At 73.0% G+C, this 23,618-nt stretch carries 21 protein-coding genes; 16 read left to right on the top strand and 5 right to left on the bottom strand.

Translation table 11 applies throughout. The features are described from left to right. Nucleotides 1–62 precede the first annotated feature (62 nt). On the bottom strand, nucleotides 63–1,049 hold the full coding sequence (galE, locus tag ACIBH3_RS29150) for a UDP-glucose 4-epimerase GalE (RefSeq protein ID WP_396315088.1): 987 nt from the start codon (nucleotides 1,047–1,049) through the stop codon (nucleotides 63–65). Nucleotides 1,050–1,229: 180 nt separating this feature from the next. Between galE and ACIBH3_RS29145 the strand changes: the two genes are divergently transcribed. Further along, nucleotides 1,230–2,393 carry a S1C family serine protease gene (locus ACIBH3_RS29145; protein ID WP_396315087.1) on the top strand — a complete coding sequence of 388 codons (1,164 nt, stop codon included), beginning with the start codon at nucleotides 1,230–1,232 and terminating at the stop codon, nucleotides 2,391–2,393. Nucleotides 2,394–2,668: 275 nt separating this feature from the next. On the opposite strand, the gene ACIBH3_RS29140 is transcribed toward ACIBH3_RS29145, so the two are convergent. Further along, nucleotides 2,669–3,895, bottom strand: coding sequence for a sensor histidine kinase (locus ACIBH3_RS29140; protein WP_396315086.1), 1,227 nt, complete (start codon nucleotides 3,893–3,895; stop codon nucleotides 2,669–2,671). Nucleotides 3,896–4,311: 416 nt separating this feature from the next. Here ACIBH3_RS29140 and ACIBH3_RS29135 point away from each other — a divergent pair, with 416 nt between their 5' ends. The 11 genes from ACIBH3_RS29135 to htpX all read left to right on the top strand — a co-directional run bounded on the left by ACIBH3_RS29135 (nucleotide 4,312) and on the right by htpX (nucleotide 15,562). Then, nucleotides 4,312–4,728 carry an NADH-quinone oxidoreductase subunit A gene (locus ACIBH3_RS29135; RefSeq protein ID WP_396315085.1) on the top strand — a complete coding sequence of 139 codons (417 nt, stop codon included), beginning with the start codon at nucleotides 4,312–4,314 and terminating at the stop codon, nucleotides 4,726–4,728. Next, nucleotides 4,719–5,354: an NADH-quinone oxidoreductase subunit B gene (locus ACIBH3_RS29130; protein ID WP_396315084.1), complete on the top strand. Its 636-nt coding sequence runs from the start codon at nucleotides 4,719–4,721 to the stop codon at nucleotides 5,352–5,354. Before ACIBH3_RS29135 ends, ACIBH3_RS29130 begins: the two co-directional genes overlap by 10 nt. Further along, nucleotides 5,351–6,607, top strand: coding sequence for an NADH-quinone oxidoreductase subunit C (locus tag ACIBH3_RS29125; RefSeq protein ID WP_396315083.1), 1,257 nt, complete (start codon nucleotides 5,351–5,353; stop codon nucleotides 6,605–6,607). Before ACIBH3_RS29130 ends, ACIBH3_RS29125 begins: the two co-directional genes overlap by 4 nt. A 2-nt stretch (nucleotides 6,608–6,609) precedes the next feature. Continuing rightward, the gene (gene nuoH / locus ACIBH3_RS29120) at nucleotides 6,610–7,563 is read left to right on the top strand and encodes an NADH-quinone oxidoreductase subunit NuoH (RefSeq protein WP_396315127.1); all 954 of its coding nucleotides are present in this window, start codon (nucleotides 6,610–6,612) and stop codon (nucleotides 7,561–7,563) included. Continuing rightward, complete coding sequence (locus ACIBH3_RS29115) at nucleotides 7,560–8,108, top strand: NuoI/complex I 23 kDa subunit family protein (RefSeq protein ID WP_396315082.1); 549 nt, start codon at nucleotides 7,560–7,562, stop codon at nucleotides 8,106–8,108. The genes nuoH and ACIBH3_RS29115 overlap by 4 nt, the downstream gene beginning before the upstream one ends. Next, nucleotides 8,105–8,824, top strand: coding sequence for an NADH-quinone oxidoreductase subunit J (locus ACIBH3_RS29110; RefSeq protein WP_396315081.1), 720 nt, complete (start codon nucleotides 8,105–8,107; stop codon nucleotides 8,822–8,824). Before ACIBH3_RS29115 ends, ACIBH3_RS29110 begins: the two co-directional genes overlap by 4 nt. 5 nt (nucleotides 8,825–8,829) lie before the next feature. Beyond that, nucleotides 8,830–9,216, top strand: coding sequence for an NADH-quinone oxidoreductase subunit NuoK (nuoK, locus tag ACIBH3_RS29105; protein ID WP_396315080.1), 387 nt, complete (start codon nucleotides 8,830–8,832; stop codon nucleotides 9,214–9,216). Further along, nucleotides 9,213–11,240: an NADH-quinone oxidoreductase subunit L gene (locus tag ACIBH3_RS29100; protein WP_396315079.1), complete on the top strand. Its 2,028-nt coding sequence runs from the start codon at nucleotides 9,213–9,215 to the stop codon at nucleotides 11,238–11,240. Before nuoK ends, ACIBH3_RS29100 begins: the two co-directional genes overlap by 4 nt. Before the next feature lie 79 nt (nucleotides 11,241–11,319). Continuing rightward, nucleotides 11,320–12,876 carry a NuoM family protein gene (locus tag ACIBH3_RS29095; RefSeq protein WP_396315078.1) on the top strand — a complete coding sequence of 519 codons (1,557 nt, stop codon included), beginning with the start codon at nucleotides 11,320–11,322 and terminating at the stop codon, nucleotides 12,874–12,876. Between the two features lie 90 nt (nucleotides 12,877–12,966). Beyond that, nucleotides 12,967–14,502: an NADH-quinone oxidoreductase subunit N gene (locus tag ACIBH3_RS29090; protein WP_396315126.1), complete on the top strand. Its 1,536-nt coding sequence runs from the start codon at nucleotides 12,967–12,969 to the stop codon at nucleotides 14,500–14,502. A 196-nt stretch (nucleotides 14,503–14,698) separates the two neighbouring features. After that, on the top strand, nucleotides 14,699–15,562 hold the full coding sequence (gene htpX / locus ACIBH3_RS29085; RefSeq protein WP_396315077.1) for a zinc metalloprotease HtpX: 864 nt from the start codon (nucleotides 14,699–14,701) through the stop codon (nucleotides 15,560–15,562). A gap of 142 nt (nucleotides 15,563–15,704) precedes the next feature. Here the strand turns inward: htpX and ACIBH3_RS29080 are convergent, their stop codons facing one another. Beyond that, nucleotides 15,705–16,160: a hypothetical protein gene (locus ACIBH3_RS29080; protein WP_396315076.1), complete on the bottom strand. Its 456-nt coding sequence runs from the start codon at nucleotides 16,158–16,160 to the stop codon at nucleotides 15,705–15,707. 194 nt (nucleotides 16,161–16,354) lie between these two features. Between ACIBH3_RS29080 and ctaD the strand changes: the two genes are divergently transcribed. The 3 genes from ctaD to ACIBH3_RS29065 all read left to right on the top strand — a co-directional run bounded on the left by ctaD (nucleotide 16,355) and on the right by ACIBH3_RS29065 (nucleotide 20,999). Next, entirely contained in the window at nucleotides 16,355–18,079 is a 1,725-nt protein-coding gene (gene ctaD, locus ACIBH3_RS29075; RefSeq protein ID WP_396315075.1) for a cytochrome c oxidase subunit I, read from the top strand. Between the two features lie 147 nt (nucleotides 18,080–18,226). Beyond that, nucleotides 18,227–18,628: a YccF domain-containing protein gene (locus tag ACIBH3_RS29070; RefSeq protein WP_396315074.1), complete on the top strand. Its 402-nt coding sequence runs from the start codon at nucleotides 18,227–18,229 to the stop codon at nucleotides 18,626–18,628. A gap of 352 nt (nucleotides 18,629–18,980) precedes the next feature. After that, the gene (locus tag ACIBH3_RS29065) at nucleotides 18,981–20,999 is read left to right on the top strand and encodes a multicopper oxidase family protein (RefSeq protein ID WP_396315073.1); all 2,019 of its coding nucleotides are present in this window, start codon (nucleotides 18,981–18,983) and stop codon (nucleotides 20,997–20,999) included. A 48-nt stretch (nucleotides 21,000–21,047) separates the two neighbouring features. Here the strand turns inward: ACIBH3_RS29065 and ACIBH3_RS29060 are convergent, their stop codons facing one another. Both ACIBH3_RS29060 and ACIBH3_RS29055 read right to left on the bottom strand, forming a co-directional pair. Beyond that, nucleotides 21,048–21,566: a hypothetical protein gene (locus ACIBH3_RS29060; protein WP_396315072.1), complete on the bottom strand. Its 519-nt coding sequence runs from the start codon at nucleotides 21,564–21,566 to the stop codon at nucleotides 21,048–21,050. A gap of 88 nt (nucleotides 21,567–21,654) precedes the next feature. Then, nucleotides 21,655–22,584 (bottom strand): LysR substrate-binding domain-containing protein, encoded by a 930-nt coding sequence (locus tag ACIBH3_RS29055; RefSeq protein ID WP_396315071.1) that lies wholly within the window; start codon nucleotides 22,582–22,584, stop codon nucleotides 21,655–21,657. Between the two features lie 133 nt (nucleotides 22,585–22,717). On the opposite strand from ACIBH3_RS29055, the gene ACIBH3_RS29050 reads away from it, so the two are divergent. After that, nucleotides 22,718–23,530: an SDR family oxidoreductase gene (locus ACIBH3_RS29050; protein ID WP_396315070.1), complete on the top strand. Its 813-nt coding sequence runs from the start codon at nucleotides 22,718–22,720 to the stop codon at nucleotides 23,528–23,530. Nucleotides 23,531–23,618 lie beyond the last annotated feature (88 nt).

Here is a 23,618-nt window from a genome sequence, read left to right as displayed (position 1 = left end):
CGCGGACGGCGGAGGGGGCGGGGCCGTCACGGCCCCGCCCCCTCCGCCGCGTGTCGCGGGTCCTACTTCCGGCGGGCCTCCGGGTGCCGGCTGCACCAGCCCTCCCACGCCGAGGCCACCATCTCCTCGACGCCGTGGCGGGCGCTCCAGCCGAGTTCCTTGCGGATCAGGTCGGCGGAGGCGACCACCCGGGCCGGGTCGCCGGCGCGGCGCGGGGTGACCTCGCCGGTGGCGTCGTAGCCGGTCACCCGGCCGATGACGTCCAGCATCTCCTTGACCGAGACGCCCTCACCGCGGCCGATGTTCAGGATCAGCGAGGTCTCGCCGGCCGGGTCCTCGGCCATCCGGCGGGCCGCCGCGACGTGCGCCGAGGCGATGTCCGAGACGTGGATGAAGTCACGCACGCAGGTGCCGTCGGGCGTCGGGTAGTCGGCGCCGAAGATCCGCGGGGCCTGACCGGCGGTGAGCCGCTCGAAGACCATCGGGATCAGGTTGAAGACGCCCGCGTCCGAGAGCTCGGGGGTGGCCGCGCCGGCCACGTTGAAGTAGCGCAGCGACACCGTGGAGATGCCGTACGCCTTGCCGACCGCGGAGACCAGCCACTCGCCGGCGAGCTTGGTCTCGCCGTACGGGCTCATCGGCGCGCACGGGGTGTCCTCGGTGACGAGGTCGACGTCCGGCATGCCGTAGACCGCGGCGGAGGAGGAGAACAGGAAGCGCTTGACGCCGCCCTCGGCGGCCGCCTCCAGCACCGTCTGCAGGCCGGTGACGTTCTCCCGGTAGTAGAAGAACGGCTGCTCCACCGACTCGCCGACCTGCTTCTTGGCCGCGAAGTGCAGGATGCCGGTGACGTCGTGCTCGCGGATCGCGCCGTCGAGGGCGGCCCGGTCCAGGGTCGATCCCTCGACCAGGGCGACGCCCTCCGGGAGCCGGGTGCGGTCGCCCGTGCTGAAGTCGTCCAGGACGGCGACGCGCTCGCCGGCCTCGATCAGCTGCTGTACGACGTGCCCGCCGATGTAGCCGGCACCGCCGGTGATCAACCAAGTCATAGCGGCATCCTAGGTGGTCCGCATTGCGCGGCGGGCCGGTGGCGAGTCGCGGCGGCCATCGCGACACAACGGTGGAATGCTGACAAAACTCGGCCCCGCCTCCCGCTACGAGGCTGCGCTCTGCCCGGTCTCTCCCCGGCGGGGCCGCTCCACGCGAGCACGGATCCGGAGGCAGCCAAGGTGCATCCCAAGAAGGAACCCACCCGCCCGGTCCCGGCCGGCCCCCGCCCCACCGGCCCCAGGGCGGCCGCTGCCCGCCTGGCGGCGCCGGTCGCCGCCGCCTCGCTCGTCGCCTTCGCGATAGCCGGGTGCAGCAGCGGCCCCTCCTCGTCCACCGCCACCACCACCGCGTCCTCCGGCGCCGCGGCCACCCCCGGTTCGGCGCCCGCGCCGTCGGCGACCAACCAGCTGCAGAACGACTACGAGCGGGTGATCGGCGACGTGCTGCCGTCGGTGGTACAGATCACCACCGACGTCGGCCTGGGCTCCGGCATCGTCTACGACGGCAAGGGCGACATCGTCACCAACGCGCACGTGGTCGGCACCGCGCAGGACTTCACCGTCACGCTGGCCAACAGCACCAAGCCGCTGGACGCCACGCTGGTCGCCAGCTACCCCGACTCCGACCTCGCGGTGATCAAGCTGACCAGCCCGCCGGGCGGCCTCAAGCCCGCCACCTTCGGGGACAGCACCAAGGTCGAGGTGGGGCAGATCACGCTCGCCATGGGCAGCCCGCTGGGCCTGGCCGGCAGTGTCACCCAGGGCATCGTCTCGGCGACCGGGCGGACGGTCTCCGAGCCGCAGGGCGCCGACTCCCCGGGCGCCACCATCGCCAACATGGTGCAGACCTCGGCCGCGATCAACCCCGGTAACAGCGGCGGCCCGCTGGTCAACCTCTTCAGCCAGGTGATCGGCATCAACTCGCTCGCGGCCACCGAGCCGCAGAGCAACGGTGCCGCCGCGCCCGGCATCGGCTTCGCCATCCCCGCCTCCACCATCACCAACATCGCCGACCAGCTGATCAAGGACCGCAAGGTCACCAACTCCGGACGCGCCGCCCTCGGCATCACCGCCAGGACGTACCTGAACGCGGACTTCCAGCCGGCCGGCGCGGTCATCGTCAGCGTCGGCCCGAACGGAGCGGCGGCCGCGGGCGGGCTCCAGCCGGGTGACGTGATCACGAGGCTCGGCGACACCCAGATCACCACCCTGAGTTCGCTCACCACGGCGCTGGCCGCGCTCACCCCGGGCAGCAAGGTCACCGTCGGCTACACCAGGGACGGGCAGGCCAAGACGGTCGACGTCACGCTGGGCACGCTGGAGGCGAGTGGCGCGACCCCCTAGGCCGGCGCCGCTCCAACCACTCGCCGCCCCTTCTCGCCGCCCCTCTCGTTGCTCCCTCCCGCTGTGCACGTCCCACCGCGCACGTCCCTCATGACCCGGCCCGGCGGGCCGCCCCCGCACACCGCGCAAGGGTCTGCGGACGCCGCCGGAGCCGTCCCTGCCCATCGCACGCCGGTGCGCGGGACAGGGCGCCGGCCGGGACTTCGCCGAGGCCTCGGCGAAGTCCCGGCCGTTCGCGTCAAGCCGTTCGGGCCGGGCGGGCGGTGCCCCGGCGGTCAGGCCGGGCGGGTGGCCCGGGTGCGCCAGGGGAGCTCGATCGTCACCGAGGTCGGGCCGCCCTGCGGGCTCTCGACCAGGAACACCCCGTCCACCGCGCGGATCCGCTCCGCCAGTCCGGCCAGCCCGCTGCCCGGGTACTGCGCCGCGCCGCCCTTGCCGTCGTCCTGGACGAGCACCATCAGCTGCTCGCCGGAGCGCCAGACGTCCACCGTCGCGGTCCGCGCCCCGGCGTGCTTGGAGACGTTCGTCAGCAGCTCGCTGACCGTGAAGTACGCGATGCCCTCGACCGCCGAGTCCGGGCGCTCGGCCGAGCCGTCCTCGCGCTTGAGGTCCACGTTCACCTTGACCCCGCCCGGGACGGTGCAGCGCGCCGCCACCGCGGAGAGCGCCGCGTCCAGCCCCCGGTCCGTCAGGACGGCGGGGTGGATGCCCCGGGCCAGGTCCCGTAGTTCCTGCAGGGCCAGTTTCACCTCGCCGTGCGCCTCGCCCACCATCCTCGCGGCGGCCTCCACGCTCTCCGGCGCCGAGGACTCGGTCAGCTTCTCCTTCGCCAGGCCGAGGTCCATCGCCAGCGCCACCAGCCGGGCCTGCGCGCCATCGTGCAGATCGCGCTCGATCCGGCGCAGGTCGGCGGCGGCCGTGTCGACCACCGTGCCGCGGTCGTCCTCCAGCTCGCGCACCCGCTCGGAGAGTGCGCCGGGGCAGAGCAGGCTCTCCACCAGCACCCGGTCGACGGCCGCCTGCAGGCCCACCACCCACGGCAGCACCGGCCAGCCGACCACGACGAAGATCAGGGTCAGGGTGAAGCTGATGATGCCCCAGGGCAGCATCAGCACGTTGTAGAGCGCCGAGCGCCAGGCCAGCGCGTCCGTGAGCGAGGCGATCGCCCAGGCCGCGATGCCCGGGCGGCGCGCCTGGAGCGGCCCGGGCTCCGCCACCTCGCTGCCGCCCGCCGCCCGCGTACGGGCCCGGGCCAGCAGGCCCAGCCAGCGGCAGCCGGCCAGGCCCAGCGCCAGCAGCGGCAGCCCGATCACGGTGACCGACAGCGCCAGGCCGACGGTCAGCGGCACGATGGTGAGGACGAAGCCGGCGATCCCGATCGGCAGGTTGAGCAGCAGGTGCAGCACCTGGCGCCACATCTGCGCGCCGTAGAGCGGGGCGCGCTCACCGTGGGCGTCGCGCGGTCGGACGGCGTCCGCCGCACGGCGGTGCAGAGGCTTCATCTGGATCTTCCGTCCCTCTCGGTCGAGCTGCCGGCTCCCAGCTTCCCGGGTCCGGGCCGTCGACCGCCATGGGGCTGATCCGTCTTGCCGGCCGGGGGTTATCCCCACCTCCGGGCAACGGCCTACCCGCGAGTAGGGATCGTGCCGCCCGGTGCCGCCCCCGGCGGCTGCGCAGCCCCGCGCCCCGCGTCGCGGCGGGCGCCCTCGGGCGCGTCAACCGGCGCGGTACTCGCCGCGCCGCTCGTCCCGGCGTCCGGTGGCCGTCCAGCGGGCGTCTTGAGGGGCGGGCGGGGTGATGGAGTCCGGGAGCGGTGCACTTAGACTCACGCCTTAGCGATGGTTATGAGCGTGTAAAGAAGTGCGGTGAACCCTTCCCCGTGAGGGGCCGGGAGCACGGCCGATGTGGAGGCGAACGCATGGAGTGGCAGCCGGTAGCTGCCGCCGCGGCCGACCCTGCGGTGGGCGACGGCTACTTCGACGCGTATGCGGCGGTGGGCCTGCTGGCCGTCGTCGGCGTGCTCTTCGTCGCCGTGGCGTTCACCGCCAACCGGCTGCTGCGGCCGGCGGTGTACTCCCCGGAGAAGCTGCTCACCTACGAGTGCGGCGTGGACCCGGTGGGGGAGGACTGGGCGCACACCCAGGTGCGCTACTACGTGTACGCCTTCCTGTACGTGATCTTCGCGGTCGACGCGATCTACCTGTTCCCCTGGGCGACGGTCTTCGCCGCCGCCGGATACGGGGCCGGAACGCTGGTCGAGATGTTCATCTTCATCGGCTTCCTCGCGGTCGGGCTGCTCTACGCCTGGAAGAAGGGCGTTCTGGAATGGACGTGACACACAGCCACTCGCACGGCACCGGTGCCTCGGGACCGGTCCCGCTCGGCCTGCCCGACCCCTCCCGCCCCGGCGGCGTGGTCGAGCGGCGCAGCATCGGACCGCTCGCCCGGCTCGCCCCGGACCCGGTCAAGGTGGTGCTCAACTGGGGGCGCCGCTACAGCCTGTGGTGCTTCAACTTCGGCCTGGCCTGCTGCGCGATCGAGTTCATCGCGGCGTCGATGGCCAAGCACGACTTCATCAGGATGGGCGTCATCCCGTTCGCGCCCGGCCCCCGCCAGGCCGACCTGATGATCGTCTCGGGCACCGTCACGGACAAGATGGCCCCGGCCGTCAAGCGCCTCTACGAGCAGATGCCCGAGCCGAAGTACGTCATCTCCTTCGGCGCCTGCTCCAACTCAGGCGGACCCTACTGGGACTCCTACTCCGTCACCAAGGGCGTCGACCAGATCATCCCCGTCGACGTCTACGTCCCCGGCTGCCCGCCGCGGCCCGAGGCACTGCTCCAGGGCATTCTCAAGCTCCAGGAGAAGATCGCGGCCGAGTCGCTTCCGGCACGCTACGCCGCGCCCGACGCCGCGCTGCGCCGCCCGCTGGTCGCCGGACCCGAAGGTGAGGGCAAGTGAGCTTCGACCGCACCCCGGAGGAGCTCGCGGCAGCGGTCGGCGAGTGGGCCACCGGCGCCGAGGCGTACGGGCTGATCACCCTCGACGTGCCCGCCGAGCACTGGATCGAGGCGCTCACCGCCGCCCGGGACACCCTGGGCCTGAGCTACTTCGACTGGCTCAGCGCCGTCGACGAGCTGGCCGACGGCTTCTCCGTCTCCGCGCACCTGGCCGCCGTGGACGCCCCCGGCGTGCGGCACCTGCTGGTGCGTACCCGGGTGCCGCGCGAGCGTGCGGCGCTGGCGAGCGCCGTGGCCGTGTACGCGGGCGCCGGTTGGCACGAGCGCGAGACCAACGAGATGTTCGGCATCGACTTCACCGGGCACCCGCACCTGGTCACCCTGCTGCTGCCGGACGGCTTCGAGGGGCACCCGCTGCGCAAGGAGTTCGTGCTCGCGGCGCGGGTCGCCAAGGCCTGGCCGGGCGCCAAGGAGCCCGGCGAGTCCGACCACGGGGACGGCCCGGCGCGGCGCAAGATGCAGCCGGCCGGGGTACCCGACCCGAACGAGTGGGGTCCGCTCAAGGGCACCCTGCCGCCCGTCGCCGAGCGCCCGGCCCGGGGTGCCCGGGCCGCGGGCGGCGCGGCCCGCACCCCGCGGGCGGCCGCCGGCGACGGCACCGCCCCGGTCCGTCCGGCGCGGGCGGCCCGGGCTGTTGCTGCGGAGCCGGGTGCCGCGCAGCCGGCCGTGGAGGCCGCCGAGGGCGCGGCCCCGATCCGGGCGGACCGTCCGCGGCGTACGCGCTCGATCAGCGAGGGGTCGGTCAGCCAGGCCGCCGAGGCGGCGACGGAGGCGGCGGGTGAGGGCGGGGGGGCCGCTCCGGCCCGGCCGGCTCCACCGGGCCGGACCCGGTCCTCCGATGCTCCGTGGCACTCCCCGGTGCCCGCACACGACCCGGCCGGGAGTGGGACGTCGGCGGAGCCGACCTCCCACTCCGAGGCCGCCCCGGTGGAGCCCACCGGGGCCGGGACAGAGGCCGCGGCCCCGCCTGCGGCTGCTCCGGCCGAGCTCCCGGCGGAGCCGGTGCCCCCGGCCACACCGGAGCCCGGCCCGGAGGCCCGGGCGGAGCGCGCCCGGCCTGCCGAGTCGGCTGAGCCCGGTGAGCCCGCTGAGCAGGCCGAGCCCACGGAACGGGCCGAGCCCGGCGCTTCGGCGCCGCCGGCGGCCCGCCCCAAGCCCGACGAATCCCCAACCCAGGACGGAGACAGCGCGTGAACCTGCTCGACACGTTGCTGCGCTGTGCCGCCGCGCTGGTCGTCTTCCTGGTCTTCCCCCTGGTCATCGGGCAGACCGAGCACAAGGTGATGGCCCACATGCAGGGCCGGCTCGGCCCGATGTACGCGGGTGGCTTCCACGGCTGGGCGCAGCTCGTCGCCGACGGCGTCAAGTTCGTGCAGAAGGAGGACATCGTCCCCGCCGGCGCCGACCGCCGGATCTTCCAGCTGGCTCCGGCCGTCTCGCTGCTGCCGTACCTGTTCGTGCTGCTCGCCGTGCCGGTCGGCCCGGACGGCTTCGTCGGGCAGGCCATCGATGCCGGGCTGTTGTTCGTGCTGGCCGTGATGGGCGTCGGCGTGATCGGCAAGCTGATGGCGGGCTGGGCGTCGGCCAACAAGTTCTCGCTGCTCGGCGGCCTGCGCACCGCCGCGCAGCTGATGTCCTACGAGCTGCCGATGGTGCTCGCCGCCGCGTCGGTGGCGATGGCGGCCGGCACGCTCTCGCTGCCGGGGATCGTCGACGCCTTCGAGTGGTACTGGATCCCGTGGCAGGCGATCGGCGCGTTCGTGTTCTTCACGGCCGGTCTGGCCGAGCTCCAGCGCCCGCCGTTCGACATGCCGGTCGCCGACTCGGAGATCATCTTCGGCGCGTACACCGAGTACACCGGCCTGCGCTTCGCGTTCTTCCTGCTGTCCGAGTACGCGGGCATCCTGGTGGTCTCCGCGCTCACCGCGGTGCTCTTCCTCGGTGGCTGGCACGGCCCGCTGCCGGACGACCTGGGCTGGCTCTGGACGATCCTGAAGACCTTCGCGCTGGCCTTCGTGGTGATCTGGCTCCGGGTCACCTACCCCCGGCTGCGCGAGGACCAGCTGATGCGCTTCGCGTGGACCGTCCTGATCCCGCTGGCGCTGGTCCAGCTCGCCCTCACCGGCATCATCAAGGTGGCGATCTCATGAGCTTCCCCGGCTCCGGCCTGGCCAAGGGCCTGGCCGTCACCCTGCGGACGATGACGAAGAAGAGCGTCACCGCGCAGTACCCCGACGTGCAGCCCGACCTCGCGCCGCGCACCCGCGGAGTGATCGCGCTGCTGGAGGAGAACTGCACGGTCTGCATGCTCTGCGCGCGTGAGTGCCCGGACTGGTGCATCTACATCGACTCCCACAAGGAGACGCTGCCCGCCGCCGACCCGAACGCCCGCGCCCGCACCCGCAACGTGCTGGACCGCTTCGCGATCGACTTCTCGCTCTGCATGTACTGCGGGATCTGCATCGAGGTGTGCCCCTTCGACGCGCTGTTCTGGTCGCCGGAGTTCGAGTACGCGGAAACGGACATCCTGGAGCTCACCCACGAGCGGGACAGGCTCCGCGAGTGGATGTGGACCGTACCGGCGCCGCCGGCGCTGGACCCGGCGGCCGAGGAGCCCAAGGAGATCGCCACCGCCCGCAAGGCGGCGGAGAAGCTGGCCGCCGCCGCGGCGGCCGAGGAGGGTGAGTCGCAGTGACCTCGCTGCTCGCGGCCACCGGTTCACTGGAACCGGCCGCCCGCTCCTTCCTGTCCCCGACCGGTGTCGAGATCGTCTTCCTGCTGGTCGGCATCGCCGTGCTCGGCTCCGCCGTGGTGGCCGTGACCACCAAGCAGCTGGTGCACGCCGCGCTCTGGCTGGTCGTCGCGCTCGGCGGGCTGGCGGTGGAGTTCCTGCTGCTGACGGCGGAGTTCATCGCCTGGGTGCAGGTGCTGATCTACCTGGGATCGGTGGTGGTGCTGGTGCTGTTCGGGCTGATGCTCACCAAGGCGCCGATCGGCCGCTCCCCGGACGCCGACTCGGGCAACCGCTGGGTCGCCCTGGTGGTGGCGCTGGCCTCGGCCGGCACCCTGGTGACACTGGTCGCGGACGCCTTCCGGACGTCCTGGATCGACCTCGGCGCGGCCGGCGGCTCCGCCCACGCGACGGGTGTCAGCCTGTTCCGCCACTGGGTGCTGCCGTTCGAGGCGCTGTCCGTGCTGCTGCTGGCCGCCCTGATCGGCGCCATCGTGCTGTCCCGGACGAACAAGGCGCGCACACCCGGGCCTCGCCCCGGCAAGGTGCGGGCCGGACAGCCCGTCGGCCGCAACAGCCGCCCGGCGTCCGCCACCGCTCCGCACCCCGGGTCCGCCACCGGTGGGACGGATGCGGACCCGGCCGCGCCGCACTCGACGACCCCTGTGCAGGAGAGCTGACGCCGATGCACCTCGCCTACCCAGTCGTCCTCGCCGCGCTGCTGTTCAGCGTCGGCGTGTACGGCGTGCTCGCCCGGCGCAACGTCGTCCTGGTACTGATGTCCGTCGAGCTGATGCTCAACGCCGTCAACCTCAACCTGGTCGCTTTCGACGCCTGGCTGCGGGACACCCTGCACGCCGGCCAGGCGCTGACGCTGTTCACCATCACCATCGCCGCGGCCGAGATCGGCCTCGGCCTCGCCATCGTCCTGCTGGTGTTCCGCACCCGCGGCACGGCCGACATCGACCGCATCACCGCCCTGGGCGACCCGTCGGAAGGCAGCCTCGACCAGGCGCCGGACGCCGTGTCGCCCGCCGGGGCCGCGCCGCTGAAGGGCCGGGCCACCGCATGAACCTCGCCCTCCCCGTCCTCGTCCCCGCGCTGCCCGCGCTCGGCGCCGCGGCCACCCTGGCCCTCGGTAAGCGGGCGCCCGGCTTCGCCCGGCCGCTGGCGATCCTCCCGGTCGCCGCGTCCGCCGTGCTCGCCCTGGTCGTCGCGATCCAGCTCGGCACCGGCCAGAGCCTGGACGCCGCCACCCGGCTCACCCCGACCGGCGGCCCCGAGATCTCGCTCGCCATCCACCTGGACGGCTACAGCTCCCTGATCTCCGTCCTGGTCGGCCTGGTCGCCACCTGTGTGCAGGTCTACTCGACCGCGTACCTCAAGGACGACCCCCGCTACCCCTCCTACGCCGCGCTCGTCTCGCTGTTCACCGCCGCGATGTTCCTGGTCGTGTACTCCAACGACCTGATCGTGCTGCTGGTGGGCTGGGAGATCATGGGCATCTGCTCGTACTTCCTGATCGGCCACCACTGGGAGACCGCCGACGCCCGCTCGGCCTCGCTCAAGGCCTTCCTGGTCACCAAGCTCGGTGACGTCCCGTTCCTGTTCGGCATCTTCCTGCTCGCCGCCGACGCAGGCAGCTTCCGGATCACCGATGTGCTGGCCGCCGCCACCGAGGGACGGCTCGGCCACCCCACGCTGATCGCACTGCTGCTGCTGGCCGGTGTGGCCGGCAAGAGCGCCCAGTTCCCGCTGCACACCTGGCTCCCGGACGCGATGGCCGGCCCCACGCCCGTCTCCGCGCTGATCCACGCCGCCACCATGGTCGCGGCCGGCATCTACCTGGTCGCCCGGCTGCTGCCGGTGTTCCTCCTCTCCGGCGCCGCGCTGGTGGTGCTCGCCGTGATGGCCGCCGTGACGATGATCGGCTCGGCGCTCTGCGCGCTCGCCCAGGACGACCTCAAGCGCGTCCTGGCGTACTCCACGGTCGGGCAGCTCGGCTACATGGCCGGCGCCCTGGCCAGCGGGGACCGCGAAGCCTCCGTCTTCCACCTGGTCAGCCACGGCGCCTTCAAGGCCCTGCTCTTCCTCGCCGCCGGCGTGGTCATCCACGCCGCGCACACCAACTCGATCTCCGCGATGTCCCGGATGCCGGGCCTGCGGCGGCGCGTCCCGGACGCCTACTGGACGACGGGCATCGCACTCGTCGCGCTGATCGGCCTGCCGCCGTTCTCCGGCTTCTTCAGCAAGGAGGCGGTGCTCACCGCCGCCGAGCACGCCGCGACCGGCGAGGCGATCACCAACGGCCTCGGCCCGGCCTCCGACGTACCGGCCGCGGCCGGCTGGATCGTCCTGATCTCCGCCGCGCTCACCGCGGTGATCACCGCCGCGTACGCGACCAGGCTCTGGCTGGTGGCCTTCCACAGCCCGGTGTCCGCCGCCGCGGTGTCCGCCGAGCCCCAGCCCGACGCGCCGTACTCGCCCGAGGTCGACGAGGCCGACCCGGCCACCGCCGAGCCGCCGGCGATGCGCTGGCCGCTCTGGGTCCTCGCCGTCCCGACCATGGCGTTCGGTGTCACCAGCCTGCGCACCGACTGGCTGCCCACCCTGCTGGACGGCGGCTCGCTCCGCCCGTCCCCGGCCACCGCCGTGATCGGCACCGGCCTGGCGCTGGCCGGCATCCTGATCGCGTACGCCGCCTGGCGCGCGGCCACCGCCCGGGCCGTCGCCGCAGCCGCCGGCCCGCAGCCCGCCGAGCCCGAGCGGGTGCCCGAACAGGCCGGCGCCCCGGCCGCCGAGTACCTCCCGGCCGACCCGGGTCGCACCCTGCTCGGCCCGCTCTTCAACCCCGCCCGGCACGGGTTCGGCGTCGACCGCCTCTACGGCGTGCTCTTCGTGCGGCCGACCGCCGCCGCCGCCCAACTGGTCCGCTTCCTCGACCGCGAGGTGGTGGAGACGTACGTGCGCGGCAGCGGGCTCGGCGCCAACCTGCTCGGCCGGGTCGTCCGGCTGGCACAGAACGGCAACTCGCAGACGTACCTCAGCGCGCTGCTCGCCGGAGTCGTCCTGCTGGCCGTCCTGGTGGCGGTGTAGCGCCGATGACCGACCGCCGGACCACCCCCACCCCCACCCCCACCCCGCCGACCGCCGCAGCAGCCACTTGGAGCCCCCGATGAACGCAGTCCTCATCGCCCTCCTGCTGCTGCCGCTGCTCGGCGCCGCCGCCACCCTGCTCCCGGTCTTCGGCAGCGAACCGGGCACCGCCGACCGGCGCGCGCTGCGGCTCAACACCGTCGTCACCGGCGCCGTCCTGGCGCTCACCGTCGTGCTCGCCGCCGGCTTCGACCAGGACGAGCCCGGCCGGATGCAGGCCACCACCGACGTGTCCTGGATCCCGGCGATCGGGGTACGCCTGCACCTCGGGGTGGACGGCATCTCGCTGCCGCTGATCGTGCTCACCGCCCTGCTCACCTTCCTCTGCGCGCTGTACTCCACCAGGCGGCTGCCCGGCGGCCCGGGAGTGCCCTCGGCCAAGGCCTTCGTCGGGCTCTTCCTCCTGCTGGAGGTCGGCATGCTCGCCACCTTCGCGGTGCTGGACCTGATCGTCTTCTTCCTGGCCTTCGAGATCGTGCTGATCCCGATGTACTTCCTGATCGCCCGCTGGGGCAGCGGCCAGAAGGTCCCGGCCGCCAACCGCTTCATCCTGTACACGCTGCTCGGCTCCGCCGTGATGCTGCTCGGCTTCCTGCTGGTCGGTACCAAGGCCGGCACCTTCGACATGCAGGCTCTGGCCGATGCACACGGCAACGGCCTCAGTCACACCACCCAGGTGGCCGCCGCACTCGCGATCCTGATCGGGCTGGCCGTCAAGGCCCCCGCCTGGCCGCTGCACAGCTGGCTCCCGGACGCGCACACGGCGGCCCCCACCGTCGGCTCCGTGCTGCTCGCCGGTGTGCTGCTGAAGATGGGCACCTACGGCATGGTCCGCGTCCTCCTCCCCGTGGTGCCGGACGGCACCGCCACCCTCGCCCCCTACCTCGGGGCCTTCGCCGCCGTCGGCATCGTCTACGGCTCGCTCGCCTGCCTGGCGCTCGCCCGCCCGGGTGCCAAGGGCGACCTGAAGCGCCTGATCGCCTTCTCCTCCGTCGGCCACATGGGCTTCGTCCTGCTGGGCATCGCCTCGCTCTCGCAGGCGGGCGTCAACGGCGCCCTGTTCGCCAACATCGCCCACGGCCTGATCACCGGTCTGCTGTTCTTCCTGGTCGGAGCGCTCAAGGACCGCTACGGCACGGCGGACCTCGACACCCTGTCCGGCGCCACCGGGGCAGCCCTCTACGGCCGGGCACCGCGCATCGGCGCGCTGCTCGCCTTCGCCGCCGTCGCCAGCCTCGGCCTGCCCGGCCTGGCCGGCTTCTGGGGCGAGCTGCTCGCGATGTTCGGCGCCTTCGGCCCGGCCGCCGCCCTGTCCCGCCCCGCCTTCCTGACCTACATGGTGCTCGCCGGTCTCGGCACGCTGCTCACCGCCGCCTACCTCCTGATCGTCGTCAAGCGCGTCTGCATGGGAGACCCGAAGCAGCCCGCCACCGCCCCGGACATCCCGGACCTGCGCCGCTACGAGGCCGTCTCCTGGACCCCGCTCGCGGCGCTCACCCTGCTCGCCGGCCTCTGGCCCGCCCTCCTGCTCGGCCTCTCCGAGCCGGCCGTCAAGCACCTCCTCGGGGGTGGCTGACCGATGCTCAGCAGCCAGCTCGCAAGCAGCCAGAGCGTCGGCACCCAGCTCGCCGCCGAACTCGGACCTCACTCCACGGGGCAGCCCGCCATGACCTCCCTCGCCGTCGCCGATCCGGGCGCCCTCATCCAGTCCGTCGACTGGGTGGCCATCGCGCCCCCGCTGATCGCCGCCCTGGCCGCCCTCGGCGTCCTGGTCACCGACCTCTTCCTGCCCCAGCGCGGCAAGAAGCTGCTCGGCTGGCTCTCCGTCACCGGACTCGCCCTCGCACTCATCGCACTCCTCCCGCTCACCGGTGGCTCACCCCGCGTCACCTTCTGCGTGCAGAACGTAACAGCCGGCGCTGACAACGCGGGCTGCTCGTACGTCGCCGACCACTTCGCCCTGGTCTTCCAGCTGCTCGCCCTCGGCGGCGCGCTGATCGCGGCACTGCTGTCCGTGCACACCGTGGACGAGGAGAAGCTGCCCGGCGGCGAGTACTGGTTCCTGCTGCTCAGCAGCGCCACCGGCGCCGCCCTGCTGCCCGCCTCCCGCGACCTGGCCACCCTGGTCATCGCACTGGAGGTGGCCTCGCTGCCCGCCTTCGCGCTGGTGGCCCTGCGCCGCGACGGCCGCGGCGCCGAGGCCGCGCTGAAGTTCTTCCTCTCCTCCGTCACCGCGACCGCCGTGATGCTGCTCGGTGTCGGCTTCGTCTACGCGGCCACCGGCACCCTGCACCTGGCCGCGATCGCCGACGGCCTGGCCCACGCGCCCGGCCAGCTGCGCCCGCTGGCCGAGGCCGGCGCCGTTCTGACGCTGGTGGGCTTCGCCTTCAAGGTCGCCGCAGTCCCGTTCCACTTCTGGGTGCCGGACACGTACATCGGCGCCCCGGTCCCGGTCGCGGGCTATCTCTCGGTGGTCGGCAAGGCGGTCGGCCTGGCCGGCCTGGCCCTGGTCACCTCCATCGCCTTCCGCCCGTACGGCCACACCTGGGGCCTGACGCTGGCGGTGCTCGCCGCCGTCACCATGACCGTCGGCAACGTCGGCGCCCTGCGCCAGCGCGCGGACACCGCGCACAGCGCGGTCCGCCTGATGGCCTGGTCCTCCATCGGCCAGGCGGGCTACCTGCTGGTGCCGATCGCCGCCGCCGGCTACGGCCGGGGCCAGAACCCGCTGGGCGCCACCGCCGCGTACGCGCTGATCTACGGGGTGGTCAACCTCGGCGCGTTCGGCGTGGTCGCGGCCGTCAGCCGCACGGACGGCACCCGGCTGGAGGACTACCGCGGTCTGTTCGCCCGCCGCCGCTGGACGGCCCTCGCGCTGGCGTTCTTCCTGCTCTGCCTGGCCGGTCTGCCGCCGGGCGTGGTCGGCCTCTTCGGCAAGGTGGTGGTCTTCCGCGCGGCCGTGGACGCGGGCCTGGGCTGGCTCGCCGTGGTGATGGCCGTGAACGTGGTCATCGCGCTGTACTACTACCTGGTGTGGACGGCGAAGCTGTTCGCGCCCGCGCCGGAGGGGGCGCCGCAGGCCGCCGGGCGCGGCATGCCCGCGCCGCTGGCCGCCACCCTCGGCCTCACCGCGAGCGCCGCGGTGGTCCTCTCGCTCGCGCCGCAGCTCGTCCTCCAGGTGGTCGGCGGCAGCCTGTTCTGAGCCGGGCGTCGTGGCTCCACCCCGGGGCGCGGACCTCGGGGCAGGCGCTCCGGGCGCACGCCGGCGTGCCCTCCTGCACGTCGGCGCCGGCGCGCCAGGGTGCGCACAAGGGAACAAGGCCCCGCCGTCCGTCCGTTGACCGGGCACAGGGAGACACCGACAAGGCTTCCCACCGCACCACCCTGGAGGGCCTGCCGTGCACCGCCGGCACAACGGACTGAGGACCGCCGCGCTGCTCGGCGGCCTCTCGGCGCTGATCCTGGTGATCGGCAGCTTCTTCGGCCGCACGGGCTTCGTGATCGCCCTGCTGGTCGCCCTCGCCACCAACGCCTACGCGTACTGGAACAGCGACAAGCTCGCGCTGCGCGCCATGCGGGCCCGCCCGGTGAGCGAGATCGAGGCACCCGGTCTGTACCGGATCGTGCGCGAGCTCTCCACCTCCGCCCGGCAGCCGATGCCCCGCCTCTACATCTCCCCGACCCCGGCCCCGAACGCCTTCGCCACCGGCCGCAACCCCCGCAACGCCGCCGTCTGCTGCACCGACGGCATCCTCCAGCTGCTGAACGAGCGCGAGCTGCGGGGTGTGCTCGGGCACGAGCTCAGCCATGTCTACAACCGGGACATCCTGATCTCCTCGGTGGCCGGCGCGCTCGCCTCGGTGATCATGTTCCTGGTGAACTTCGCCTGGCTGATCCCCTTCGGCCGTAGCGAGGACGACGAAGGACCGGGCCTGTTCGGCATGCTCGCCATCATGATCCTCGGTCCGCTCGCGGCGAGCCTGATCCAGCTGGCCGTCAGCCGCTCCCGGGAGTACCAGGCGGACGCGGACGGTGCCCGGATCACCGGCGACCCGCTCGCCCTGGCGAGCGCCCTGCGCAAGCTCGACGTCGGGACCAGGCAGCTCCCGCTCCCACCCGAGCCCCAGCTGCAGACCGCGAGCCACATGATGATCGCGAGCCCGTTCCGGCCAGGCGAGGCCGGCGCCCGGCTGTTCTCCACCCACCCGCCGATGGCCGAGCGCATCGCCCGGCTGGAGCGGATGGCCGGCCACCGGGGCTGACCCGCCCGGGGGAGCGGGCCGGCGCCGGTGGCCGGAGCCGGCCGTCCGAGAACGTCGGGAGGACCAGCCGTCCGGGCCCGTTGTCCGATCGGTCGTGGGACCGTCGCCGGCGAGGGCCCTCGGGCACCCGCCGGCGAGCAGGTCAGAGCGAGTCGTCCGGTCGGTAGGCGCAGAGCGCCCAGATCACGAAGATGTCAATGGCGATCACGATCAGCGACCAGAACGGGTAGTAGGGCAGCGCCAGGAAGTTCCCCAGCCCGCTCAGCGCGACGACGAAGATGCCCACGTAGCGCGCCCAGGCCATACCCAGGATGACGCAGACACCCACGAGCGCGACCAGTGCGCCGATGATCACGTGGATCCAGCCCCACCCGTTCAGGCTCCAGTGGAAGACGTAGTTGGGTGTGGTGACGAAGATGTCGTCCTTGGCGATGGCCATGATCCCGCGGAACACGTCCATGATGCCGCCGATCAGCATCAGGACACCTGCGAACAGCACCAGGCCGGTCACCCAGCCGCTGTTGCCCCCGGCGCCGGTCGATGAGCTGGAGCTGGCGCGCCAGGGCTGGCCCGAGGCGGGCGGCGGTGTGTCGGTCATCGGAATCCTCCTGAGGAGACGTGAGATCTCGACCGTCCGCCGGGTCCGCGCCGCCCGCAACCGGCGGGCCCCTGTTCGGGTGAACGGCCGCCGCCCCCGCCCGCCGCCCGGCGCGCCGCGTCCTCCCGCAGGCCGGGGCTGGTACTGGTTGAAGGTCCACCCGGGGGGACGTCCGGCATGGAAGGCGCGGTCCATTGACTCTTCTGCCGAGAACCGAGCTCGCGCGGCGAACGCCGCAGCGCCGGCGCGGACCGGACCGGGGCAAGGCTCGTCGGGCTCGCGGGGCGCGCCGCGGCCGGGCGCTGGTGGGGTGGCTGACGACCACCGACCACAAGCGGATCGGCACCCTCTACATGACCACCGCGTTCGGGTTCTTCCTGGTCGGCGGGGTGATGGCGATGGTGATGCGGGCCGAACTGGCCAGGCCGGGCAACCAGTTGGTGACGAACGAGCAGTTCAACCAGCTGTTCACGATGCACGGCACGATCATGCTGCTGATGTTCGCCACTCCGCTGTTCGCCGGCTTCGCCAACTGGATCATGCCGCTGCAGATCGGCGCCCCGGACGTGGCCTTCCCCCGGCTGAACATGCTCGCGTACTGGCTCTATCTGTTCGGCTCGCTGATCGTGGTCGGCGCGTTCCTCACCCCGGACGGCGCGGCCGACTTCGGCTGGTTCGCCTACGCGCCGCTGAACAGCGCGGTGCACACCCCGGGCATCGGCGCCGACATGTGGATCATGGGGCTGGCCTTCTCCGGCTTCGGCACCATCCTCGGCTCGGTCAACTTCATCGCCACGATCGTCTGCCTGCGCGCGCCGGGCATGACGCTGTTCCGGATGCCGATCTTCGTCTGGAACATCCTGCTCACCGCGGTGCTGGTGCTGTTCGCCTTTCCCGTCCTCGCCGCAGCGCTGCTCGCGCTGGAGGCGGACCGCAAGTTCGGCGCCCACGTCTTCGACCCGGCCAACGGCGGGGCGCTGCTGTGGCAGCACCTGTTCTGGTTCTTCGGCCATCCGGAGGTGTACATCATCGCGCTGCCGTTCTTCGGTATCGTCACCGAGATCATCCCGGTCTTCAGCCGAAAGCCGATCTTCGGCTACAGCGGCCTGGTGGCGGCCACGGTGGCCATCACCGGGCTGTCGATCACCGTCTGGGCGCACCACATGTTCGTCACCGGGCAGGTGCTGCTGCCGTTCTTCTCGATCATGACCCTGCTGATCGCGGTGCCGACGGGCGTGAAGTTCTTCAACTGGATCGGCACCATGTGGCGGGGGAGCCTCAGCTTCGAGACGCCGATGCTCTGGACGATCGGCTTCCTGGTCACCTTCCTGTTCGGCGGTCTGACGGGTGTTCTGCTCGCCTCCCCGCCGATCGACTTCCAGGTCTCGGACTCGTACTTCGTGGTCGCCCACTTCCACTACGTCGTGTTCGGCACCGTCGTCTTCGCGATGTTCGCCGGCTTCCACTTCTGGTGGCCGAAGATGACCGGCAAGATGCTCGACGAGCGTATCGGGAAGATCCACTTCTGGACGCTCTTCGTCGGCTTCCACACCACCTTCCTGGTCCAGCACTGGCTCGGCGCCGAGGGCATGCCCCGCCGCTACGCCGACTACCTCGCCTCGGACGGCTTCACCGCCCTGAACTCGTTCTCGACCATCGGCTCCTTCCTGCTCGGCCTTTCCACGCTGCCGTTCCTCTACAACGTGTGGAAGACCGCCAAGTACGGCACGCGGGTCACGGAGGACGACCCCTGGGGTTACGGCCGCTCGCTGGAGTGGGCGACCGGCTGCCCGCCGCCCCGGCACAACTTCGTCACCCTGCCGCGCGTGCGCTCCGAATCCCCGGCGTTCGACCTGCACCACCCCGACATCGCCGAGCTGGACCGCCGGCAGAACGCCCGCGAGCCCTACCGGGCGTGAGCCGGCGGGCGGCGCCACGCCCGGCGGGCCCGGCCGGCGCGGTCATCGGGCCCGGCCGGGGGTGGAAGCAGTACGAGACCTCGCCCCCGCGCGATGGCAGGCCGGCGCTCGCGGGCGAGCGGCCGCCAGGCGTGGGAGGCTGGTCCCATGAAGGTGATGGAACTCGTTCTGAACGTGCTCTGGCTGATCTTCTGCGGCATCTGGATGGCGATCGCCTACGCCGTCGCCGGCATCATCTGCTTCATCTTGATCATCACCATTCCGTTCGGCATCGCCAGCTTCCGGATCGCCGGGTATGTCCTGTGGCCGTTCGGGCGGACGACGGTGGAGCGGGCGGACGCCGGGGCGGCGTCCTGCGTCGGCAATGTGATCTGGCTGGTCTTCGCCGGCTGGTGGATCGCGCTGGCTCACATCGCCACCAGCATCCCGCTGTTCGTCTCGATCATCGGGATCCCGTTCGGCTGGGCGAACCTGAAGATGATCCCGATCTCGCTGATGCCGCTGGGCCGCGAGGTCGTCCCCACGGACCAGAGGTTCGCCGGCTGGTGAGCGGGTCCGGCGGTGCGGAGCCGGCTCTGACGGGCGGCAGGCTCGTCTACCCGGGCGCGCAGGGCCGAGGCCGTGATCTCGTACGGCGCGTCCGGCCGGTCCGGCGGGAGCTGCGCCTCCAGCTCGGTGATGAAGGCCCTCTCCACGCTCCATGAAGCTCAGGTGCCGCTGGGTCGGGGTGTGCACGCCCGTCCCCCGGTGGTGGCGCACCGCTTGCGTCCGGCGGCGCGGCGGGCCATTCAAAAGGGTGCAAATGGGGCAGAATGCACTTCTTGGTGCATAGCATCTTCTTGTGCCCACCAATGACGATACGTCGGCTGAGACGTCCGAACCACAACGCTCGAACGGCCCGATGAGCCGACGTCAGCTGCTCTGGGCCGCCACCGCAGCCGTCGGGGTCGGGGCAGCCGCGGCGGGGGTGCGACTGTCCGGGAGTGCCCGGCCGCCCGCGGCCGATCCGGCGCTGCCCCTGCCGGGCCACGCGGGCCACTCCGCCCGGTCCGCGCAGCGGGCGCAGGACGCGCTGGACCCCGCGCAAGTCCCCAAGTACCTCACCCCGCTGGTCGTGCTGCCCGCCATGCCGTACCGCAGCGCGGCGGGCGACCGCGACGAGTACGAGATCGCGGTGCGGCAGTTCACCCAGCAGATCCTGCCGCCGGGGATGCCCGCCACCACCGTCTGGGGCTACGGCGCCACCGACCAGCCCGCCTCGTTCCACTGCCCGGCGTTCACGCTGGAGGCGCGGGCGGACCGGCCGGTGCGCATCCTGTTGGCCAATCAGCTCTACGACGAGCAGCGGAACTTCCTGCCGCACCTGCTCCCCGTCGATCCGACCCTGCACTGGGCCAACCCGCCGGGCGGCGCGTCCGGACGGGACTCGCGTACCACCTTCACGGCCACGCCGGGCCCGTACCGGGGACCGGTGCCCATCGTCGCGCACCTGCACGGCGGGCACAGTCGCGCCGAGGCGGACGGCTACCCCGAGGCCTGGTACCTGCCCGACGCCCTGGACATCCCCGACGGGTACGCGCGGACGGGCACCTTCTACGGTGCCTTCGCCGACCTCGCGGCCTCCCGCGGGGCGCGGTGGCAGCCCGGCACGGCGGTGCTGGAACACGCGAACGACCAGGCGGCGTCCACACTCTGGTTCCACGACCACGCCCTGGGGCTGACCCGGCTCAACGTCTACGCCGGGCTGTGCGGGTTCTACCTGCTGCGCGGCGGGAAGCTGGACCTCCCCCCGGGGGTGCTGCCGGGCCCGGCGCCCGCCCCCGGGGACCCCGCGGGGATGCGGTACTACGAGATCCCGATCATGATCCACGACCGCTCCTTCAACCGTGACGGCTCGCTCTTCTACCCAGACAGTCGGGCCTACTGCGGTGACGTGCCGAAGGACGGCCCGTTCGTGCCGGCCAGCGACATCCCGCCGATCTGGAACCCGGAGACCTTCGGCGACACCATGGTGGTCAACGGCCGCACCTGGCCGGTGCTGGACGTCGAGCCGCGCCGCTACCGGCTCCGGCTGCTGAACGGCAGCAACGCCCGCACGCTGGTGCTCAAGATCGCCGCCGATCCGCTCGCCGAGCGCCCCGTCCGCCCCGCCCTCCCGTTCTGGCTGATCGGCGCCGACGCGGGCTTCCTGCCCGTGCCCGTCCAGCTGGAGCGGCTGGTGCTGGGCATGGGCGAACGCGCCGACGTCATCGTCGACTTCGGCTCGCTCCCGGACGGCACGGAGCTGTACCTGATCAACGAGGGCCCGGACGAGTCCTTCGCCGGGGGCGAGCCGGGCGCCGACTACACGCCGGCGGACCCGAACGGCACCGGCCAGGTGATGAAGTTCCGGCTCACGCCGGCGGTCTCGGCCGACACCAGCGTCGCGCCGGGCAGCCTCACCCTGCCCGCCCTGCCGCCGCTGGGCGAGCACACCGTCACCCGCGAGCTGTCACTGAGTGAGATGCGGGCGCAGTCCAACCGCCGCGCGCCGGTGATGGCGATGCTCGGGACGATCCGGCGTGACGCGCAGCAGCGCCTCCAGCCCAACCCGCTGGGCTGGGGGGCCGAGGTGACCGAGAACCTCGTCCAGCACGCCGTCGAGCTGTGGGAGGTGCACAACTTCACCGGGGACGCGCACCCCGTGCACATCCACCAGACGGCCTTCCAGGTCGTCAACCGGGAGTCCTTCCGGGGCGGTACACCGCGCCCGCCGGAGGCCTGGGAGAGCGGGCGCAAGGACACCGTGCTCGCCTACCCGCGCGAGATCACCCGGATCAAGGTCAGCTTCGACCTCGTCGGCCGGTTCGCCTGGCACTGCCACAACCTGGATCACGAGGACAACGAGATGATGCGGCCGATCGACGTCCGGCTGAAGTGACGTACCGCCAGGGCGGCGGCGCCGGCCGGGCGGTGGGGCCGGCGGCGGTCAGTCGCCGCCCGGCAGCGCGGTGGCTTCGGGTCGTACGGGCGAGGAGGCCGGCGAGCCCGGCGGCGCGGGCGCGGAGATCGCGAACAGCGCGGCGCCCAGGCCGACGGCCACGAGCGGGGTGAGCACCCCCAGCGCGGCGGCGCCGGTCAGGCTGTTCAGGGTCTTGCCGGTGGCGACGGTCGCGAGCAGGCCGGTGAGCACGGTCGTGCCGCCGACGATCAGCGTCGCGTCCTGGTCCACCCTGCGCACCGTGCGGGCCGCGAACGACCAGAGCCAGGCGGCGAGGGCCGCCACCGCGATGAGCAGCACCGCGGTGATGCCCGTCTCCAGGTCGTTGAGCTGGGCGGTCTCCTCCTCCGCCGCGCCCCACTGCTCGCGCGGCGGCAACCTGCTGCCGGGCGGAGTGCGCACCAGCAGGAGGTAGAACGGCGCGACTGCCCACAGGGCGGCGCTCGCCGTGGCCAGGGCGCCGGCCACGCGACGTCGCGCGGCCGCGTCCGGGCTCCTCGTCGGCATGCGCTTCTCCTTCGGTGCGTGCGGGGTCGGGTGCGTCGTACGGCTCAAGCCTGCTGCGCCGAGGTGCGTCGCACATGAGTACGGGTACTCACTTGTCGTGTGACTGCCGGTCGGTGAGCAGATCCCGGACGTGCGGCGGCAGCAGACAGGCCTGCTGGCCGAGCAGGTCCGCGAACGCCGTGGTGAGCGGGTCGGGGCGGGTGCGAGTGTAGGCGATCAACGGGCGGCGTACCGGTGGGTCGGGGCGCAGCACCCGGCCGTCGAAGCCGGGCGGGAGGACGTTGGCCGGGAGCAGGGCCGGGCCCAGGCCCGCGGCGGCGAGCAGCGGCGCGGCGGCGGTCTGCTGGACACGGACGGCGGCGCGCGGCTGGAACCCCTCGCCGGCGCAGGCCTGGTCGAGCACGTCGGCGAGGCCGTGGCCGGCGGCGTAGTGCACCCAGGCGCGGTCGGCGAGGGAGGCCAGGGCCACCGTGTCGCCGCCGGTGGCCGCCGCGGGATCGTCCGCGGGCAGCGCGAGGACGAACTCCTCGACGCCGAGCTCCCGCATCGGCCCGTCCCAGCCGGTGGGCGGCGGGCCGATGGCGAGGTCGGCCTGCCCGGCGGCCATCGCGGCCTGGAGCTGGTCGGTGTGCGGGTACTCGCGCAGGCTGATCTGGACGCCGGGGTGCTGCCGGCGCCAGGTGCGCAGCACCGGCGGCAGGATGCCGAGGCTGACCGAGAAGACCGTCGCGATCTCCAGCCCGCCGCCGTCGAGTCCGGCCGTCAGGCGGGCCGCGGAGTGCAGCCGTCCGGCGTCGGCGAGGGCCGCGCGGGCGTGCGGGAGCACGGCGCGGCCGGCGGGGGTGAGCCGGACGGAGCGGGGGAGGCGTTCGAGCAGGCGGCCGCCGACGGACTTCTCCAGGGCCCGGATCTGGTGCGAGAGCGCGGGCTGGGTGACGTGCAGCAGTTCGGCGGCGCGGGTGAAGGAGCCCGTGTCGACGACGGTCACCAGGTACTCCATCTGCCGCAACGTAGCCATGCACATAGTTTATGGCAGCGAGAGAGAAGAAGACTTGGACTCATCGGTTGCCGCCGGTGGAGGGTCGGGGGTAGGCCCGCCGGGGGCAGTCCCCGGCGCGGCGTCCCCACTCGATCGGCCGAGGAGCCCCGCCATGTCCGCCACCGCTGCGACCGTTCCCGTCACCTCCGTCACCCCCGCCGTCGACCCCGGTGAGCCCGTCCGCCTCGCTGCCCCCGCCTTCTCCGGCGTCGGGAGCCTGGAGGGGCAACGGCTCGTCATCGTCGGCGCCGGCTCGCACACCGGGCGGCGGCTCGCCCTGGCGGCGGCCGCGGCGGGCGCCGACCTCGTCCTGGCCGGGCCCGATCCCCGCAAGCTGGAGTGGACGGCGGGCGAGCTCGCGGCGCCCGCGCAGGTGGTGTCGCTCGACCTCGCGGACGAGGCCTCGATCGCCGGGCTCGCCGCCCGTTCGGGCCGCTTCGACCACCTGGTGTCGACCGCCGCGATGCCCGCGAACGGGCCGCTGGCCGAGCTCGAACTCGCCGCCGTACAGCGGGCGTTCGCGGCCAAGGTGTTCGGCCCGTTGCTGCTCGCCAAGCACCTCGCCGGGCAGGTGGCGGAGGGCGGCTCGCTCACGTTCTTCTCCGGCGTGGCGGCCTGGCGGCCCGCCCCCGGGCGGACGGTGATGGCCGCGGCCAACGGCGCGCTGGCGTTCCTGGTCCAGGCGCTCGCGGTGGAGATCGCACCGGTCCGGGTGAACGCCGTCTCGCCCGGCATCGTGGACACCGGGTCCTGGGACGGGCTGGGCGCCGACAAGGAGGCGTTCCTGCGCTCGGTCGCCGAACGCAACCCGGCCCGGCGTGTGGGCAGCACGGACGACCTCGTCCAGGCCGTGCTGTTCGCTCTCGGCAACCCGTACGTCACCGGCACGGTGCTGCACGTCGACGGGGGCGGGCGGCTCGCCTGAGCGCTGCTCTCACCGCCGGCCGGGCGGTGCGCCCGCCGCGGGCCGGTCCCGCCGCACGCCGAATGCCCGAGTCGGCCCGGTGGCGGGC

The sequence above is a fragment of the Kitasatospora sp. NPDC050543 genome, assembly GCF_044457565.1.
Classification (GTDB): Bacteria; Actinomycetota; Actinomycetes; order Streptomycetales; family Streptomycetaceae; genus Kitasatospora.
Note: the sequence above shows the minus strand (reverse complement) of the source record. Positions and strands in the feature narration are given on the sequence as shown.